This is a genomic window from Peribacillus sp. GL_122 (assembly GCF_057835005.1).
Genome location: NZ_CM174415.1, coordinates 5,394,265 through 5,409,113, shown reverse-complemented (window position 1 = coordinate 5,409,113; position 14,849 = coordinate 5,394,265). Strand labels below are relative to the sequence as shown.

The 14,849-nt window shown below is 42.9% G+C and carries 16 protein-coding genes and 1 tRNA gene; 16 read left to right on the top strand and 1 reads right to left on the bottom strand.

Annotation, left to right across the window (positions count from 1 at the left end; translation table 11 throughout):
- Window positions 1-25: 25 nt before the first annotated feature.
- The 12 genes from hisB (at window position 26) to AC3ISB_RS26340 (ending at window position 10,695) form a co-directional block, all read left to right on the top strand.
- Window positions 26-613, top strand: coding sequence for an imidazoleglycerol-phosphate dehydratase HisB (gene hisB, locus AC3ISB_RS26395; RefSeq protein ID WP_480339315.1), 588 nt, complete (start codon window positions 26-28; stop codon window positions 611-613).
- On the top strand, window positions 614-1,246 hold the full coding sequence (gene hisH / locus AC3ISB_RS26390; protein ID WP_489275008.1) for an imidazole glycerol phosphate synthase subunit HisH: 633 nt from the start codon (window positions 614-616) through the stop codon (window positions 1,244-1,246).
- A complete protein-coding gene (gene hisA / locus AC3ISB_RS26385; RefSeq protein WP_480339317.1) occupies window positions 1,243-1,977 on the top strand; it encodes a 1-(5-phosphoribosyl)-5-[(5-phosphoribosylamino)methylideneamino]imidazole-4-carboxamide isomerase in 735 nt (244 codons plus the stop codon). Before hisH ends, hisA begins: the two co-directional genes overlap by 4 nt.
- Window positions 1,978-2,736 carry an imidazole glycerol phosphate synthase subunit HisF gene (gene hisF / locus AC3ISB_RS26380; RefSeq protein ID WP_098371552.1) on the top strand — a complete coding sequence of 253 codons (759 nt, stop codon included), beginning with the start codon at window positions 1,978-1,980 and terminating at the stop codon, window positions 2,734-2,736.
- Window positions 2,733-3,389: a bifunctional phosphoribosyl-AMP cyclohydrolase/phosphoribosyl-ATP diphosphatase HisIE gene (gene hisIE / locus AC3ISB_RS26375; RefSeq protein ID WP_489275006.1), complete on the top strand. Its 657-nt coding sequence runs from the start codon at window positions 2,733-2,735 to the stop codon at window positions 3,387-3,389. Before hisF ends, hisIE begins: the two co-directional genes overlap by 4 nt.
- A 526-nt stretch (window positions 3,390-3,915) precedes the next feature.
- Window positions 3,916-5,418: a tetratricopeptide repeat protein gene (locus AC3ISB_RS26370; RefSeq protein WP_144527563.1), complete on the top strand. Its 1,503-nt coding sequence runs from the start codon at window positions 3,916-3,918 to the stop codon at window positions 5,416-5,418.
- 103 nt (window positions 5,419-5,521) lie between these two features.
- Entirely contained in the window at window positions 5,522-6,469 is a 948-nt protein-coding gene (gene trxB, locus AC3ISB_RS26365; protein ID WP_141992819.1) for a thioredoxin-disulfide reductase, read from the top strand.
- A gap of 550 nt (window positions 6,470-7,019) precedes the next feature.
- The gene (locus tag AC3ISB_RS26360) at window positions 7,020-7,478 is read left to right on the top strand and encodes an NUDIX hydrolase (RefSeq protein ID WP_141992820.1); all 459 of its coding nucleotides are present in this window, start codon (window positions 7,020-7,022) and stop codon (window positions 7,476-7,478) included.
- Window positions 7,479-7,520: 42 nt separating this feature from the next.
- Entirely contained in the window at window positions 7,521-8,420 is a 900-nt protein-coding gene (gene rapZ / locus AC3ISB_RS26355) for an RNase adapter RapZ (RefSeq protein WP_141992821.1), read from the top strand.
- Entirely contained in the window at window positions 8,410-9,396 is a 987-nt protein-coding gene (locus AC3ISB_RS26350; RefSeq protein WP_098371547.1) for a gluconeogenesis factor YvcK family protein, read from the top strand. Before rapZ ends, AC3ISB_RS26350 begins: the two co-directional genes overlap by 11 nt.
- A 67-nt stretch (window positions 9,397-9,463) precedes the next feature.
- Window positions 9,464-10,417 carry a DNA-binding protein WhiA gene (gene whiA / locus AC3ISB_RS26345; RefSeq protein ID WP_480339319.1) on the top strand — a complete coding sequence of 318 codons (954 nt, stop codon included), beginning with the start codon at window positions 9,464-9,466 and terminating at the stop codon, window positions 10,415-10,417.
- A 20-nt stretch (window positions 10,418-10,437) separates the two neighbouring features.
- Window positions 10,438-10,695, top strand: a complete 258-nt coding sequence (locus AC3ISB_RS26340) for an HPr family phosphocarrier protein (RefSeq protein WP_048688029.1) — start codon at window positions 10,438-10,440, stop codon at window positions 10,693-10,695.
- Window positions 10,696-10,791: 96 nt separating this feature from the next.
- Here AC3ISB_RS26340 and clpP read toward each other — a convergent pair whose 3' ends face one another.
- Window positions 10,792-11,400, bottom strand: a complete 609-nt coding sequence (gene clpP / locus AC3ISB_RS26335; protein ID WP_063233960.1) for an ATP-dependent Clp endopeptidase proteolytic subunit ClpP — start codon at window positions 11,398-11,400, stop codon at window positions 10,792-10,794.
- Between the two features lie 289 nt (window positions 11,401-11,689).
- Between clpP and AC3ISB_RS26330 the strand changes: the two genes are divergently transcribed.
- The 4 genes from AC3ISB_RS26330 (at window position 11,690) to AC3ISB_RS26315 (ending at window position 14,847) form a co-directional block, all read left to right on the top strand.
- Window positions 11,690-11,761: transfer RNA gene (locus tag AC3ISB_RS26330), tRNA-Arg, on the top strand.
- A gap of 317 nt (window positions 11,762-12,078) precedes the next feature.
- Window positions 12,079-13,416 (top strand): RNA polymerase factor sigma-54, encoded by a 1,338-nt coding sequence (gene rpoN / locus AC3ISB_RS26325; RefSeq protein ID WP_353617854.1) that lies wholly within the window; start codon window positions 12,079-12,081, stop codon window positions 13,414-13,416.
- Between the two features lie 5 nt (window positions 13,417-13,421).
- The gene (locus AC3ISB_RS26320) at window positions 13,422-13,673 is read left to right on the top strand and encodes a glutaredoxin family protein (RefSeq protein WP_098371660.1); all 252 of its coding nucleotides are present in this window, start codon (window positions 13,422-13,424) and stop codon (window positions 13,671-13,673) included.
- Window positions 13,674-13,812: 139 nt separating this feature from the next.
- On the top strand, window positions 13,813-14,847 hold the full coding sequence (locus AC3ISB_RS26315; RefSeq protein ID WP_141992822.1) for a sugar-binding transcriptional regulator: 1,035 nt from the start codon (window positions 13,813-13,815) through the stop codon (window positions 14,845-14,847).
- Window positions 14,848-14,849 lie beyond the last annotated feature (2 nt).

Genomic DNA, 14,849 nt, shown 5'->3' with positions numbered 1-14,849 from the left:
TCTTGGGAATTGAGGAGGAGTTGTAATGGAACGTTTTGCTAGTGTGGAGCGAAAGACGAATGAAACGGAAATAAGCTTGAAGTTTGGTGTGGATGGGGAAGGTAATTCCTCCATTAAGACGGGCGTTCCGTTTATGACGCATATGCTGGATTTGTTCACGAAACACGGGAAGTTTGATTTGACTGTAGATGCAAACGGGGATACAGATGTGGATGATCATCATACAACTGAAGATATTGGCATTTGCTTGGGGCAGACGTTATTGGAGGCCCTTGGAGACAAGCGCGGGATAAAGCGTTACGGAAATGCTTTCGTACCTATGGATGAAGCACTTGCCCAGGTTATCATTGATTTAAGCAATCGTCCGCACCTGGAGTTCCGGGCTGAATTTCCTTCGCAAAAGGTCGGTACTTTCGATACTGAACTGGTGCACGAGTTTCTTTGGAAGTTCGCTCTTGAAGCCAGGATGAATCTGCATGTAGTCGTTCATTACGGACACAACACACACCATATGATCGAAGCAATATTCAAAGCGCTTGGACGTGCATTGGATGAAGCTACGACCATCGATCCACGTGTCAAAGGCATCCCTTCGACGAAAGGAATGTTGTAAATGATCGGGATCGTCGATTATGGCATGGGGAATTTATTTTCCGTAAGCAAAGGGCTGGAGCGCCTTGGTGCCGATTCATTCATTTCCGATGACCCAAATGAACTTTCAAAGTCGAATGGGATCATACTTCCCGGCGTTGGCTCTTTCAGGGATGCCATGAGTCTCTTGGAAAAACAAAAGCTGGATGAATTCCTGAAGGAATATGTAGCCGATGGAGGGTATCTTTTAGGCATCTGCCTAGGTATGCAGCTTCTCTTTGATGAAAGTGAGGAAAATGGACCTGCAAAAGGATTATCCCTCATCCCAGGTAAAGTCGTTCGTTTTAAAGGAGTGGATGCGAATGACCAGGTTTATAAAGTGCCGCACATGGGCTGGAATCGTCTTGAATTTAAACAGGCGTCACAAGTGAATGAGGGACTGGAAGAGGAACATGTTTATTTCGTCCATTCTTACTACGTCGATACGGATGAATCATTCGTTACCGCTTCGGCGACGTATGATGTGGAAGTGCCGGCGATCGTCGGTAAAGGGAATGTATTCGGCATGCAGTTCCATCCGGAAAAAAGCGGGAAGATGGGCATGTCACTCTTGAGAAATTATCTGTCATTAGTAGAAGGGAAGGAAGAAGCATGAGCAACTTTACTATTTACCCGGCGATTGATATGCGCGGAGGAAAATGCGTCCGCTTAATCCAGGGAGATTACAATCAGGAAACCGTTTATGGCGATTCCCCCTTCGATATGGCTAAAAGCTTTGCAGACCAAGGAGCCGATTGGATACATATGGTCGACCTTGACGGAGCTAAAGAGGGAGTGCGCATCAATGATTCATACGTAATTAAAGCTGCAAGTGAGTTAGGGGCCCGCATTCAAATCGGCGGCGGCATCCGTACGGAACGGGATATAGCCCATTACCTGGATAATGGAGTGGAACGTGTCATTCTAGGCAGCACGGCCGTTTCAGACCCTGATTTCACTAAAGATATGATTAGGAAATATGGAAGCCATATCGCAATCGGGATAGATGCGAAAGATGGCAGGGTAGCCACTCATGGTTGGCTTCAAACTTCTGGAACCCTTGCGATAGATCTTGGTAAATTACTGGCCGATGCTGGTGCAGAGACCTTTATCGTGACTGATATCGCGACGGATGGCATGCTTTCAGGTCCGAATGTGAAAGGTATATTGGCCATGGCGGAGGCAACTGGTAAAAACGTGATCGCTTCGGGAGGCATTAGTTCACTCGAAGACCTTGTCACCCTCAAAGAGTATGAAGCCCAAGGAATTGCAGGGGCAATCATTGGCAAAGCAATTTATACCAATCGCTTTACTGTAGAAGAAGCACTAGAAAAGGTGCGTGGTTAAATGCTCACTAAACGAATTATTCCATGCCTCGATGTAAAGGACGGGCGCGTAGTTAAAGGTATACAATTTGTTTCCCTTAGGGATGCTGGAGATCCGGTCGAACTTGCATCCTTTTACGACCAAGAAGGTGCCGATGAGCTTGTCTTCCTTGATATTTCCGCATCACATGAAGGCAGGGAAACGATCGTCGACGTCGTTCAAGCGGTAGCGGGCAGCTTGGCAATCCCGTTCACGGTGGGCGGCGGCATAAATTCATTGGCGGATATGAAGAAGATCTTACGAGCCGGTGCCGATAAGGTATCCTTAAATACAGCAGCCATTCTGCGCCCTGATTTAATAAATGAAGGTGCTGATTATTTTGGTTCCCAATGTATCGTTGTCGCCATAGACGCCCGATATGATGAAGAGCTTGGGTCATGGCGCGTCTATACCCACGGCGGTCGGAAACCGACTGAATGGGAAGTGATCGAGTGGGCGAAGGAAGCCGTAATCCGCGGTGCAGGTGAAATTTTATTGACAAGCATGGATTGTGACGGCGAGAAAAAAGGGTTTAATGTCGCTTTGACAAAAGCGGTATCTGAAGCCGTTTCAGTGCCGGTCATCGCCTCAGGCGGGGCTGGTAACGCCGAGCATTTCCAGGAAGCCTTCCAAGAAGGAAAAGCCGACGCAGCATTAGCCGCATCGATTTTTCATTATAAAGAAACATCCGTCAAAGAAGTCAAAGCGTTTCTCAAACAACAAGGAGTGGTTGTACGATGAATCTTGAAACTATTAAATACGACGAAAAAGGCCTGGTACCGGCAATTATTCAAGATGCAGGAACCGGCGAAGTGCTGACACTTGCTTACATGAACCAAGAATCGCTGCAATTGTCGATTGAAAAAGGTGAAACGGTCTTCTTCAGCCGTTCGCGCAATGAATTATGGCATAAAGGGGCGACCAGCGGCAATACCCAGAAAATCATCGAAATGAAGTATGACTGCGATCAAGATGCATTGGTCGTTCGGGTCGCTCCTGCAGGTCCTGCTTGCCATACAGGGGCAACAAGCTGTTTTAGTGAAACGATTTACCGAAACAGTGAAGCCAGACAAGACGTGAAGGCGAATGTGTCTTTCTTGACGGAATTGGAAAGATTGATTGAAAAAAGAAAATCGGAAATGCCTGAAGGTTCATATACTACCTACCTATTCGATAAGGGCGTTGATAAGATCCTGAAAAAAGTCGGTGAAGAAGCGGCAGAAGTGATCATTGCTGCCAAGAACCGGGATGCAGAGGAACTTTCGATGGAAAGCGCCGATCTCCTCTATCACTTATTCGTTCTTCTTCGGGAGCAGGAGTTGCCTTTCCAAGCAGTGCTTGATGTATTGAAGGCTAGACATGCCGATAAGGACGAACCGAAAGAAACCGAATGAATGGTGATTGCCCTCTGTCAATTGAAGGGCTCAGACTGAAGACAAACTCGATGAAAATCAAGTTTGTCTTCAGTTTTTTAATGGCTTGTTCAATTTGGACGTTGATTTCCGCTCAAGAAACTCGCTTTCCGCGGGCGGTCCGGGAGCCTCCTCGGTTTGTGCCTGCGGGGTCTCCCCTAGACGCGCTTTTCCCGCAGGAGTCTCGCACACCCGCTCCAATCAACTTCTGCAACGAAATTTTGGTGAATACCATACCTGAGATTTGAAGGTGTTGCTTTGTTCGGGACCATCATTGATGAAAGAGATATTTTCCAACCCCTTTTATCTACTAACTGTGCCCTCCGTCAATAGAGGGCTTTTTTGTATTTACGACTAATCTTGAATCCCCATTTGGCTAGGGATATAATTCGATTTTTTCTTAAAGAAAGCATGGTAATTACCGTTTTCCATTTTCTTGAATTGTTCGGCAAATATTCTCCAATATGTTATAATACTATGGTTAATCAACTTGTAGATGGAGGATTACATGAGTAAAGACTCTAAATTTGGCCAACAGGCAAAAATTCTAACTTTTCACCCAACAGGTGAGTATTATTTCACCAAGGGTTTAAAAGCTTATCATAGACGAGAATTACCTAAATCAAAAAAATACCTGGAACGTGCGCTGGAACTTGAACCGGCTGAACCGATGATAGCCTGTCAATTGGCAATCACCTGCTCGGAAATCGGTGAATATAATTATTCAAACAACCTATTGGAAAACATCTTGGATGTGATGGATCCCTATATGTCCGAATGTCATTACTTCCTGGCGAATAATTATGCCCACTTAGGCATGTTCAAGGAGGCTTATCGTCACGCCAGTGCTTATCTTGATAAAGAAGAAGACGGGGAGTTCAGCGATGACGCAGAGGATCTGCTTGAACTGATAACTTTTGAGTCGGATGAGTCAGAAGAAAACCCCTTTAAGCATGATGGGCTCATTACCAAACAGGAACAAGCCCGTGAGTACCTGGAATCAGGCAATTTCCCGAAGGCAATCGAAGTCCTGAAAGAAACGATTGCCGAGTACGAGGATTACTGGTCTGCTTATAATAACCTGGCACTTGCCTATTTCTATCTTGGTCAAGTAAATGAAGCTTTTGAAACACTTGATGAGGTACTGGAAAAAAGTCCGGGAAACCTGCATGCGCTTTGTAACCTTGTTGTTTTTCATCATTATCAACAGGATGAAGCGAAGGTTGAAGAGCTCATACAAATGCTGGAGAAAATTCGGCCGATGCTATCCGAACATCGTTTCAAGCTTGGAGCGACCTTCGCTTTGATCGGAAACTATGCTTCTGCATTTAAATGGCTGAAAGGACTCCAAAAGCAAGGGTTCGAGGGAGATGGAACCTTCTACTATTGGCTTACCATTTCCGCTTACCACTTAGGCCATGAACAGGCTGCCAAAAAGGCATGGAAAAAGGTCGTGGAAATGAACCCGGAAAAGGAAGGCATGGAGCCTTGGGGAGATATGAATGCAACTTCAGATGGTTTTGAACATCATTTTCCTTCTATTATAAAAAGACTGGAAAGTGAATTCATCGAAGAAAGGCTGTTTGCCATTTTCCTTCTGAAACATTCGGTTCATAAACAGAAGCTATTGAAAAATCAGGTCCTCAACCTAAACCAGAATTTCACTGATTTGGAACGTGATTATGCCGAACTTGTTCAAGTTCCTGCTAAAGATCGCCAATTAACACCGATTGATTTTGCCGATCGTACAGCTGAGTTATTATATCGGCATTTCCAACCGATACAATTAAATGAAGCCGGGCTCTATTTAATGTGGTTTTCCGTCTTCATCGAAGCGGTGAAATCCGAGCAGAAGTTAAATAATCCAGCAGGCTGGGCATCTGCTGTGGAGTACGTGTGGAATCAGCTTAAAAATGAGAAGGCGAGCAAACAGGCAATCGCAGACAAACATCTCATATCGGTGTCCACCTTATCGAAGTACGTAAAGTTGGTTGAAAACTTACTGGGATGAGCAGATATTTGGACGAAAAATTATTTGTTATATAGGATAATAGGTAGGGAACACTAACCGTAGTGAAGGTTCCATTTGTAATGGAATATGGAGGAGTGAAAACATGTCTGAAAAAATTTATGACGTTGTTATTATTGGAGCTGGTCCTGCAGGGATGACGGCGGCTGTCTATACATCACGTGCGAACCTTTCAACATTGATGTTAGAACGCGGAGTACCGGGCGGACAAATGGCCAATACTGAGGAAGTAGAAAATTATCCTGGATTTGACACAATACTCGGACCTGAACTTTCAACGAAAATGTTTGACCATGCAAAGAAATTCGGTGCAGAGTATGCCTATGGGGATGTTAAGGAAATCATTGACGGTGAAGAGTATAAAACGATCAAAGCCGGTTCCAAGGAATTCAAAGCACGTTCAATCATCATTTCATCTGGTGCCGAATACAAGAAAATCGGCGTTCCTGGCGAAAAAGAATTGGGCGGCCGCGGTGTATCGTATTGTGCAGTTTGTGATGGTGCTTTCTTCAAGCAAAAAGAACTGTTCGTTATCGGCGGCGGAGACTCTGCTGTTGAAGAGGGTGTGTACTTAACCCGTTTTGCTTCAAAAGTGACGATCGTTCACAGACGTGACGAACTTCGTGCTCAAAAGATTCTTCAAGATCGTGCATTTGCCAATGAGAAAATTAACTTCATCTGGAATCATACTTTGAAGGAAATCAATGAAAAAGGCGGCAAAGTCGGCGGTGTCACTCTAGTTTCCACTGAAAACGGAGAAGAGACAGTGATGGACGCAGACGGTGTATTCATTTATATCGGAATGCTTCCGCTAACTACACCATTTGAGAACTTGGGCATCTTGAATTCCACAGGCTATATTGAAACGAATGATCGGATGGAAACACGCGTCCCTGGTATTTTTGCTGCTGGTGACGTACGTGAAAAAACATTGCGCCAAATCGTTACAGCTACAGGCGATGGAAGCATTGCCGCTCAATCCGCTCAGCATTTTGTTGAGGAACTTCAAGAAAAATTGCAGCCAAAGGCTTGATTTCAAGAATATACAATCGTAATTCCGTTTTAACGACGTTGTAACACGCGTGAAATAATAATTGGGTATAGTATGGGTAGAAGTTGACCCCCTTTAATTATAAACGTTTAAGGACACAGATTGAGTTTCTGTGTCTTTTTTTTTGTTTTCCGGCTTTGAGACTATATCTTTTGTTCCAATTTTTAGGGTGTTTTTTAAATGGTTTTTAATGTGAAGTAAGCCAGCCCTTTGCATTTAGGCAGCGAAAGCGGAGAAGAATAGGAGTTAAGCAGGATCAAGGCTTGCCTATGTGATTCCTTGCGAATGAATATTCCCCCAATGCAGGAAGTTTACTTTATTGTTAGCTCATTTCAAAAATAGTATAATGATAAGATATACTAAACATAATCTTTCATAATGGTAAGAAGATGAAAAATACAACTTGTTTGAACTATTAGCATTTATAAATCGCTAAATGGATATCTAGCGGCGGTTTAAGGATATAAACTGAACCTCTTCAATATGGGGGGAAGGTTTCTATAGTCGAGCAGATCCAATTGAGGTGAAGAACGTGCAACGTGTCACAAACTGTGTATTGATAAAAGATAATCAAATCCTCTTATTGAAAAAGCCTAGACGCGGATGGTGGGTAGCCCCAGGCGGCAAGATGGAACCTGGGGAATCTGTACGCGATGCTTGCATTAGGGAATATCGCGAAGAAACGGGCGTTTATTTAAAAAACCCTTCCATCAAAGGTATTTTCACCTTCATTATGAAGGACGGAGATAAAGTTTTGTCAGAATGGATGATGTTCACTTTCTTTGCAACGGATTCCGATGGTGTAAATGTGGATGTTTGTGAAGAAGGGGAACTTAGCTGGCATCCGGTTGAAGATGTTAAAAAGCTGTTGATGGCTGAAGGTGATTTTCACATCCTGGACTATATGGTTCATGGAAGTGGGATCATCTATGGAACATTTACCTATACGCCTGAATTTAAGCTACTTTCTTACCGATTGGATCCAGGTTAATTTTAAAATATAAAAAAAGATATACATGGGGGCGGAGAAACTATGAGTACAGGGCAGATGAGTGAAACGCAATTGGTCATCATTACCGGAATGTCCGGAGCAGGTAAGACAGTGGCGGTTCAAAGTTTTGAAGACCTCGGCTTTTTTTGCGTCGATAATTTGCCGCCCACGCTATTGCCAAAGTTTTTGGAGTTAATGAAGGACTCCGGGAATAAGATGAATAAAGTGGCCCTTGTCATGGATTTAAGGGGAAGGGAGTTTTTTGATTCCTTATTTCTTGCACTGGATAATTTAACGGATACAGCTGCAGTATCACCAAGAATCCTTTTTCTTGAAGCTGATGATGATTCCTTGGTACGCAGATATAAGGAAACGAGAAGGACCCACCCCCTTGCTCCATTAGGCCGGCCATTGGAAGGCATTAAAATGGAACGGGAACTTTTGGACGAATTGAAGGGAAGGGCTCAATTGATCTTTAATACTTCCCAACTGAAACCGCGCGAATTGAGGGAGAAAATCGCTTCGGAATTTTCTGCCGATAAAAGTGTCGGTTTTACAGTCAATGTCATGTCGTTCGGGTTCAAACATGGCCTGCCCATAGATGCCGACCTTGTGTTTGATGTACGTTTCCTGCCAAATCCATATTATATTGACCATATGAGGCCAAGGACTGGCTTGGAACAGGAAGTGTCGAGTTACGTTTTAAAATGGAGTGAGACGCAAAAGTTCTTGGAAAAAGTGACCGATCTGCTTGCATTCATGCTTCCATATTATAAACGTGAAGGGAAGGCACAGCTTGTTGTTGCGATTGGATGTACAGGCGGTCAGCACCGTTCAGTAGCGTTGACGGAGTATATTTCAAACCACTTCAAAAAGGATTACAGGGTTCAAGTATCACATCGCGATATCGAAAAAAGTAAGGGGAAAGCAGATGTTAAATAAGAAGAAACAACCTAAGGTTGTGATCATTGGAGGGGGAACCGGCCTTCCTGTTTTGTTGAGAGGGTTAAAGAAGCATCCAGTGGATATTACGGCAATCGTTACGGTAGCTGATGATGGTGGCAGTTCAGGCCGCCTTCGCGAGGATATGGATATCCCCGCTCCGGGGGATATTCGTAACGTGCTGGCTGCGTTATCGGATGTAGAGCCCCTTGTTGAACAAATGTTTCAACATCGCTTTCAGAGTAAAAATGAGTTGTCCGGGCATTCGCTGGGGAATTTGATACTGGCGGCAATGACCTCGTTGACAGGCGATTTCGTCCATGCGATCCAGGAAATGAGTAAATTTCTTAATGTCCGCGGTAAAGTGCTCCCGGCTGCCAACCAAAGTGTAGTTCTCCATGCGGAGATGGATGACGGAACGATTGTTACAGGAGAATCCAAGATCCCCTTCTCAGGAAAGAAAATAAAAAAAGTTTTTCTGTCTCCTCATCATATAAAGCCGCTCAGTGAAACTCTCCAGGAAATCAAGCAGGCAGATCTTATTGTCATAGGTCCAGGAAGTCTATATACTAGCATTCTGCCTAACTTACTTGTCCCTGGCCTAGGAGAAGAGGTTGCCCGTTCCAAGGCTAAGAAGGTGTACATTTGCAATTTGATGACACAAGCCGGCGAGACGCTGGATTATAGTGCGAGCGATCATATAAAAGCGATATATGACCATATGGGAAATGCATATATTGACAGGATACTTGTTAATAATGAGGAAATACCAACCGAGATTCAGCAACGCTATCAAGCTGAATATGCCAAACCGGTCATGTATGATGTGGAAAGTTTAAAACGGATGGGTCTTGAAATCATACAAGAACGCATTTTCAGCTATGAGGGGAATGTAATACGCCATGACACGAAAAAAGTGGCGGATTTGCTTTATAATATGCTTGTAAATGAAACTAAAAGCCCCATAATACCGTAGATATAAGCGGGGACGGTTTTTTGATTGATAAAAATAGATTACTTGCGTTCGATTGGGGGTGAAATGGATGTCTTTTGCTTCAGAAACGAAAAAAGAGCTTACTACATTAGAGGGAAAGGATTGCTGCGGCAGGGCGGAATTATGTGCGCTTATCCGGATGAACGGATCCCTTTCATTTTCTAATCGGAAGCTTGTTGTGGATATTCAAACTGAGAATGCTGCGATTGCCAGAAGGATTTATACGCTGCTGAAAAAAAGTTATGAGGTCCAGGTCGAGCTGTTGGTCCGTAAAAAGATGAAGCTAAAAAAGAATAATGTATATATTGTCAGGATGTCATCCGGAGGGCAGCGGGTTTTAACCGATTTGGAAATTTTAGGCGATGGCTTTGAAATTCTCCATGATATATCCGATACTATTGTTGGGAAGAAATGCTGTAAGCGTTCTTACCTGAGAGGTGCATTTCTTGCGGGGGGTTCGGTAAATAATCCGGAAACGTCTTCCTATCACCTCGAGATTTTCTCACTTTATAAAGAGCACAATGATGCCCTGTGTGAGCTAATGAATAAGTTTGGCTTGAAGGCCAAGACGCTTGAACGCAAGAAAGGGTACATCATTTATTTGAAAGAAGCCGAAAAAATTGCCGAGTTTTTAAGTATAGTTGGCGCCCATTCAGCTTTATTAAGGTTCGAGGATGTACGGATTGTCCGTGATATGCGTAATTCAGTGAATCGGCTTGTGAATTGTGAAACAGCCAATTTGAACAAAACGATCGGGGCCTCATTGCGCCAGGTTGAAAATATCCATTATATCGAGGATACGGTAGGACTAAGCATTTTACCGGATAAGCTTCGGGAAATTGCGGAGCTTAGGATAGCGTTTCAGGATATAACCTTAAAGGAACTTGGGGAAATGGTATCCGGGGGAACCATCAGTAAGTCCGGGATTAATCACCGATTACGAAAGATTGATGAAATAGCTGACAAGCTCCGTGGGGGAGAGGCTATTGCTGCGAAAAAATAAAGCTAATAGGGGAGATCAAGATGGTGGAAAAACAAGTTGAGGTAAAATTGAAGACGGGTTTGCAAGCGCGGCCGGCGGCTCTTTTTGTACAAGAAGCTAACCGCTTTCATTCAGATGTTTTTCTTGAAAAAGAAGGAAAGAAAGTGAATGCAAAAAGTATAATGGGGTTAATGAGCCTTGCCATCAGTTCTGGCGTGTCCGTTAAGTTAATCGTCGAAGGACGCGATGAAAAAGAAGCGTTAGAGGCATTGGAAGAGTTCGTTCAGCAAGAGGGTTAAAAGAAAAGGATGCCTAAAAGTGCATCCTTTTTTTTATAATGTAAAAAAGGCTCCGGAAGTCGCTTAAGGCGATCTCCGGAGCCTTTTGTTGCATAATTATTTAGAGTCTTTTTTGTCATCAAGGATGCTGCGCGTGATGACTTTGTCAATCAAGCCATATTCAAGAGCTCTTTCGGAAGTCATGAAGTTATCACGTTCCGTATCTCTTTGAAGGACTTCAATAGGTTGACCAGTACGTTCTGCCAGGATTTGGTTCAGTTTATCTTTCAAGTGAAGGATACGGCGGGCAGCAATTTCAATTTCCGTAGCTTGACCTTGAGCTCCTCCAAGCGGTTGGTGAATCATGACTTCACTGTTTGGCAATGCATAACGTTTGCCTTTTTCGCCAGCAGCCAATAGGAAAGCGCCCATGGAAGCGGCCATACCGATGCATACTGTGGATACATTAGGTTTGATATATTGCATAGTATCATAAATGGCCATACCGGAAGTGATGCTTCCGCCAGGACTGTTGATGTATAGAGTGATATCTTTTTCAGGGTTTTCCGCTTCTAAAAATAGTAATTGAGCAACAATGGAGTTGGAAACATTATCGTCAATTGCACTTCCTAGCATAATGATCCGGTCTTTTAATAAACGGGAGTAAATATCGTAGGCACGCTCCCCACGACTTGTTTGTTCGATAACTGTAGGAATTAAATTCATGTTCATTTCCTCCTTCGATTAAGAGAATCATTTAAATTCTTTATGTATGTATGATACACTTTTTGGTCAATTTAGGTCAAACAAAACAAACCCTTTAATGGATAATTTGTTCGACAATTTTCTGGCTAAGGCTCCTTCCTGATAGATTACTTTATATATTATGCCGCACAGGGATGAATTTCCACATTACCCATAATACCCAAAAGACAAAGTTTTAAACCTGATAACCCTTGCAAAGAAGGGGATTCTATCATATAATGAAGTCTGTTAAAAAAATATTATCTATTACGCCCTCGTAGTGCAACGGATAGAACGCAAGCCTCCGAAGCTTGAAATGCAGGTTCGATTCCTGCCGAGGGCATTACCAATCTTCTGCTTAATAAAGTGGGGGATTTTTTATTGGGCATTTTTAAGCGGTTCCATAAGATTTTTGGAGAATTTACTCGTTTTCCGTAATATTCCATCGAATCCTGTGATGTTATTCCTGCCTTGAAAATATTACCCAACACTATTGAAAAATGGTGATTTTTCAATAAAAGTAGTTGTTAAATTTGCGTTTCTAACATATAGTATTTAAAACAAATAAACTATTCAGAAAAAATTCGTAAGCGTTTTCATGGGTTTTTGTGTAGAATTTTCTCCTGATAATGTAAAATGGAGTGGGGGAGGGATGAATCGATGAGTATGAATATGAAAGCAGGACTTTTTCAACAGCAAACATTAAAGATGGCAATGACCCAGGAGCTTATGCAAGCTATTACATTGCTGCAATACTCCTCGCAAGAGCTATCGGCTTTTCTAGAAAATAAAATGGTGGAGAATCCATTACTGTCCATAGATCAGCCAACATCTTCTATATTTCAGCCAACTTTTGACCGGAAAAAGGGTAAACGGACTCTTAAAAATACGTATGATGCCAACTATTGGATTGAACAGATCAGTGAAGATACTTTATCGCTTGAACAGCATATCATGTCCCAGGTGAATCACCAGCAGTTTTCAGGTGAGCAGCAGAAGGCAATGCTTCTATTAATTCATAACCTTGATGAAAACGGTTACTTGAGGACTCAACTGGATGATATATGCGTCCCAGGCATATCTCCGGCCGTTTTGGAAGAGAGTCTCTCGATATTACAGGAACTCGAGCCGCATGGCATTGGAGCGAGAAACCTTCAAGAGTGCCTTTTGCTTCAGGTGAAAGCAGAAGGGGAGAACCTGCTTGCAGAATCGATCATAGAAAATCATTTCCTCGATTTTGCTGAAAAGCGTTGGAAAGACCTAAGTAAGAAAATCGGTGTTACAATGAAGGAGATTCAAGAAGTCTTTGATTATGTCCAGACGTTGAACCCGCGTCCGGCTTCACTCTTTTTTCAGGAAAAGCCTTCTTATATAGTGCCGGATGTGGTCGTGGAAGTTCGGGATGGCATGCTGCTTGTTGGGAATTATGATGGTAACACACCCAATCTTAATGTGGATAAAGGGTATTTAAACCGAATGAAGAGCCATAAGGATCAGGGAGTTCAACGGTTTATCCAGGATAAGTGGCAGGAATACCAATGGATCTCCAGAGGGATTCAACAAAGAAAAGAAACTATATTGAAGGTCATTCAGTGCATCGTCGAAAAACAGCCGGCGTGCTTTCATCATGGCCTGAACTATTTGAAGCCGATGACGATGAAAGAAATAGCTGACGAAATTGGTATACATGAGTCCACAGTAAGCCGGGCGGTTAAAGGGAAATACGTGCAGACACCATTTGGCACGATAGAGATGCGGATATTTTTCACTACTTCTTTACAGTCAGTCGGCCTTGATGAGGATATGTCGGGCATGCAAGCAAAAAAGAGCCTGCAGGCAGCCATCAATGGGGAAAATAAACAAAAGCCGCTTTCGGATCAAGACCTGGTAGAACGGTTGAAAGAGGAGCATGGAATTATCTTGGCACGCCGAACCGTTGCCAAATACCGGGAACAATTAGGGATCCCTTCTTCATCTAAACGAAAAAGATATGATTGAAAAGGATGAGTGGTTTGGAATCAAATGCGTTTGTTTTATATAGTAGGGATAAATGCCCGTTATGTGATAAAGCCAAGCGGGTACTTGAAGAAGTGAAGGCGGAGTCGGGCATAGGCTATAAGGAAATCGATATCCATACCGATGATGATTTGCTAGAAAAATTCGGGCTGATGATTCCTGTCGTAGAATGGAAAGATGATATCGTTCAATTCGGAAATGTTGATAAATCAGCTCTAAATAGGCTTTTGGAAAAATAATTTTTCAAATCATTTGAAGAAACATTCCGTTCCTGCTAGAATAAAATATGTAGCAGGAATATTTTTTTGTTTTAAGTGGGACAGAAAATGACTACGCGGGACATTAAATGTCCAACTTAACTTTTTAGGAGTTTTAAATATGCGTACATTACTCGAGGTACAAAGAAAATTATTACCAGATTTCCTTCTGGTTATGCAAAAAAGATATGATATCCTGCGTTATATCAAAATGATGCAGCCGGTTGGAAGGCGCAGTCTGTCCGTGAGCCTTAATTTGACAGAACGGACGCTTAGAGGCGAGGTTGATTTTCTGAAAAGTCAGAACCTGGTTAACATATTCAGCTCTGGCATGACGCTGACTGATGAAGGGATTGAAATCCTGGATAAGTTAGAAGGAATAATGCGTGAAGTAATGGGTATAGACATAATGGAACGGCAATTGCAGGATTTATTACAAGTGGATGAAGTCATTATTGTCTCAGGAAATTGTGATGAGACCCCATGGGTGAAAAAAGAATTGGGTAAAGCTTGTGCAAACCGTATGAAACGAGAATGGAACTCAAAGAATATCATTGCGGTTACTGGCGGATCCACAATGGCCGAAGTGGCTGATTCGTTGTCACCTGATGAAGCGTCGAAGAAATTGACATTTGTCCCGGCCCGCGGGGGAATTGGTGAAGCAGTACAGAATCAGGCCAATACGATTGTTGAAAAAATGGCACAGAAGGCACAAGCCTCATACAGAGTGTTATATGTACCCGATCAATTAAGCGGTGAGGTTTATGCTTCATTTCAGAAGGAACCTGCAATTAAAGAAGTGATTTCCCAAATCAAATCTGCCGATATGATCATTCATGGAATCGGTGATGCCATGGCCATGGCTGAGAGAAGAAATTCTTCGCCAGAAATGTTAAAGAAGCTGTTAGATGGAAATGCTGTAGGAGAAGCATTCGGTTATTATTACGATGAAAACGGTAAAGTTGTTCATAAAGTTTTGACAGTCGGCATCCAGTTAGATGATCTTAGCCCTGAAAAGCGAGTGATAACTGTGGCAGGTGGCAAAACTAAAGCAAAGGCTATCCGTTCCTACATGAAAGGCGCACCTTCATCAACAGTGTTGATCACTGATGAAGCGGCGGCACAAGAGTTAATTCAGGGGAATTACACCCCTTAATA

Coding starts and splice junctions, on each gene's coding strand:
- AC3ISB_RS26350 (WP_098371547.1), top strand. CDS start 8,410: ATGTTAAATAAGAAGAAACAACCTAAGGTTGTGATCATTGGAGGGGGA.
- clpP (WP_063233960.1), bottom strand. CDS start 11,400: ATGAATTTAATTCCTACAGTTATCGAACAAACAAGTCGTGGGGAGCGT.
- hisB (WP_480339315.1), top strand. CDS start 26: ATGGAACGTTTTGCTAGTGTGGAGCGAAAGACGAATGAAACGGAAATA.
- trxB (WP_141992819.1), top strand. CDS start 5,522: ATGTCTGAAAAAATTTATGACGTTGTTATTATTGGAGCTGGTCCTGCA.
- hisH (WP_489275008.1), top strand. CDS start 614: ATGATCGGGATCGTCGATTATGGCATGGGGAATTTATTTTCCGTAAGC.
- rpoN (WP_353617854.1), top strand. CDS start 12,079: ATGAGTATGAATATGAAAGCAGGACTTTTTCAACAGCAAACATTAAAG.
- whiA (WP_480339319.1), top strand. CDS start 9,464: ATGTCTTTTGCTTCAGAAACGAAAAAAGAGCTTACTACATTAGAGGGA.
- AC3ISB_RS26370 (WP_144527563.1), top strand. CDS start 3,916: ATGAGTAAAGACTCTAAATTTGGCCAACAGGCAAAAATTCTAACTTTT.
- AC3ISB_RS26315 (WP_141992822.1), top strand. CDS start 13,813: ATGCGTACATTACTCGAGGTACAAAGAAAATTATTACCAGATTTCCTT.
- hisA (WP_480339317.1), top strand. CDS start 1,243: ATGAGCAACTTTACTATTTACCCGGCGATTGATATGCGCGGAGGAAAA.
- AC3ISB_RS26340 (WP_048688029.1), top strand. CDS start 10,438: ATGGTGGAAAAACAAGTTGAGGTAAAATTGAAGACGGGTTTGCAAGCG.
- rapZ (WP_141992821.1), top strand. CDS start 7,521: ATGAGTACAGGGCAGATGAGTGAAACGCAATTGGTCATCATTACCGGA.
- hisF (WP_098371552.1), top strand. CDS start 1,978: ATGCTCACTAAACGAATTATTCCATGCCTCGATGTAAAGGACGGGCGC.
- hisIE (WP_489275006.1), top strand. CDS start 2,733: ATGAATCTTGAAACTATTAAATACGACGAAAAAGGCCTGGTACCGGCA.
- AC3ISB_RS26320 (WP_098371660.1), top strand. CDS start 13,422: ATGAGTGGTTTGGAATCAAATGCGTTTGTTTTATATAGTAGGGATAAA.